The sequence below is a fragment of the Kytococcus sp. HMSC28H12 genome, assembly GCF_001816045.1.
Lineage (GTDB): Bacteria > Actinomycetota > Actinomycetes > Actinomycetales > Dermatophilaceae > Kytococcus > Kytococcus schroeteri.
The window spans coordinates 1-2,014 of record NZ_KV824653.1; the positions used below are offsets into that span (position 1 = coordinate 1).

Here is a 2,014-nt window from a genome sequence, read left to right on the forward strand (position 1 = left end):
GTGCCCTCGGCGGCGCGGGCTGGGGTGGCTGGCTCGGGTCCGGCGCGGCCGGCATCGCGCAGGTGGTGGCCGAGGTGGCCCGCCCGACCGGGCAGTCCGTCGCACCCGACCCCGAGGAGACCCCGTGACCACCGCCGTCCTCACCCTGGTGCACGGCCGCCACGCCCACCTGGCCAACCAGCGGCGGTCGCTCGCGGCCTCGGCCCGGGTGCCCGACCTGCACGTGGTGGTGGCCATGGACGACGCGGGCATCCGCGCGGTCACCGACGGCCACCCCGTGCCCGGCTGCCGCACCCTCGTGGTCGACCTCCCCACCACGCCCGAGGGCCTGCCGCTGGCCGCCGCACGGAACCTGGCGGCCGCCACCGCCACCGAGGCGGGGGCCGCCGTGCTCGTCCTGCTCGACGTGGACTGCATCGCCGAGCCGGAGCTCGTGGACACCTACGCCCGCACGGTGGCCACGCACTCCGGGGGCGACGCACCCGCTCTCTGGTGTGGCGTCACCGGGCGCCTGCGCCAGACCGATCCACCGGCCACCTACCCGGTGGAGGACCTGCCCGCCCTGCGCGCCCTCTCCGACCCCGCCCCGGGGCGCCCCGTGCCCGCGCCCGGCGAGCTGGTGCCCGAGGCCGACCTCACCCGCTTCTGGTCGCTCAACTTCGCGATGACGCCCGCGGCCTGGCGTGCCGTCGGCGGCTTCGACGAGGCGTACGTGGGCTACGGCGGGGAGGACACCGACTTCGCGCAGCGCCTCGGGGCCGTCGGGGGGCGCCTGCTGTGGCTCGGCGGCGCGGTGGCCCACCACCAGTGGCACGAGAGTCACTCCCCACCGTGGGACAAGGTGGCCGACGTGGTGCGCAACGGTCGCGTCTTTGCCGAACGGTGGGGCTGGTGGCCGATGGAGGGGTGGCTGGAGCAGTTCGCGGAGGCGGGCCTCGTGCGGCGCGACGAGGCCGGCGGGTGGGTGCTCGTCGCGGGCTGAGCACCCCGGCGTGCGGGGACCGCGGCGTTATCGTTGCTCCCCACGGACCCCGGTCCGTCCCCTCCGACCTGTGTCGTCCCCCTCCAAGGAAGCTCCGTGAGTCAAGTGGCCAGGAAGCCCGTCGGTGCCTCCAGCACCGGCAGCCAGCGGCCGTCCTCGTTCCGCCCCGACGTCGAGGGCCTGCGCGCCATCGCCGTCCTCTCGGTGATGGCCTACCACGCGGGCCTCCCGCTCGTCACGGGCGGTTTCGCGGGGGTGGACGTGTTCTTCGTGCTGTCGGGCTTCCTCATCACCGGCCAGCTCCTCAAGGAGGTGGACCGCACCGGCCGGGTGGACCTGCCGGCCTTCTACGGCCGCCGCGCCAAGCGCCTGCTCCCCGCGGCCACCACCGTGCTCATCGTCACCGGGCTGCTCACCTGGCTGGTCCTGCCGGCCACCCGGTTCAAGGAGATCGCCTGGGACATCGCGCTCTCGGCGCTCTACGTCGTCAACTGGCGCCTGGCCGACCGGTCGGTGGACTACCTGGCCGAGGACTCCCTGCCCTCCCCCGTGCAGCACTACTGGTCGCTGGCGGTGGAGGAGCAGTTCTACGTCGTCTGGCCGCTGGTGCTGCTGCTGGTGGGCCTGTTCGTGACGCGCACGCGCCTGCCGCTGGCACCCGTGGCCACCGTGGGGCTGCTCGCCATCGCCGTTCCCTCGCTGGTGTGGTCGGTGGTGCACACCGCCTCCAGCCCGGCCACGGCCTACTTCGTCACCACCACCCGCCTCTGGGAGCTCGCCCTCGGCGGCCTCGTGGCCTGCGGTGTGGCCGTCTGGGCCCGCCTGCCGCGCCTCCTGGGCAGCCTGCTCGTGGTGCTCGGCCTCGTGGTGCTGCTGACCAGCCTGTTCGTGGTCACCTCCTCCACCCCGTGGCCGGGCAGCGCCGCCCTGCTGCCCACCGTGGGCACCGCCCTGGTGCTGGTGGGCGGGGCCCGCGCCCGCGGCCCGGTGGTGCGCGCCCTCGGCTCGGCCCCGATGCTGTGGGTCGGCGCC

Annotated in this window: 2 protein-coding genes; both read left to right on the plus strand. The window is 75.2% G+C overall.

The window, feature by feature from the left end:
• The first annotated feature begins 124 nt into the window (after window positions 1–124).
• Complete coding sequence (locus HMPREF3099_RS10440; RefSeq protein ID WP_070705906.1) at window positions 125–982, plus strand: glycosyltransferase family 2 protein; 858 nt, start codon at window positions 125–127, stop codon at window positions 980–982.
• Window positions 983–1,087: 105 nt separating this feature from the next.
• On the plus strand, window positions 1,088–2,014 hold a 927-nt coding region (locus tag HMPREF3099_RS13535), incomplete at its 3' end, for an acyltransferase family protein (RefSeq protein ID WP_237769837.1).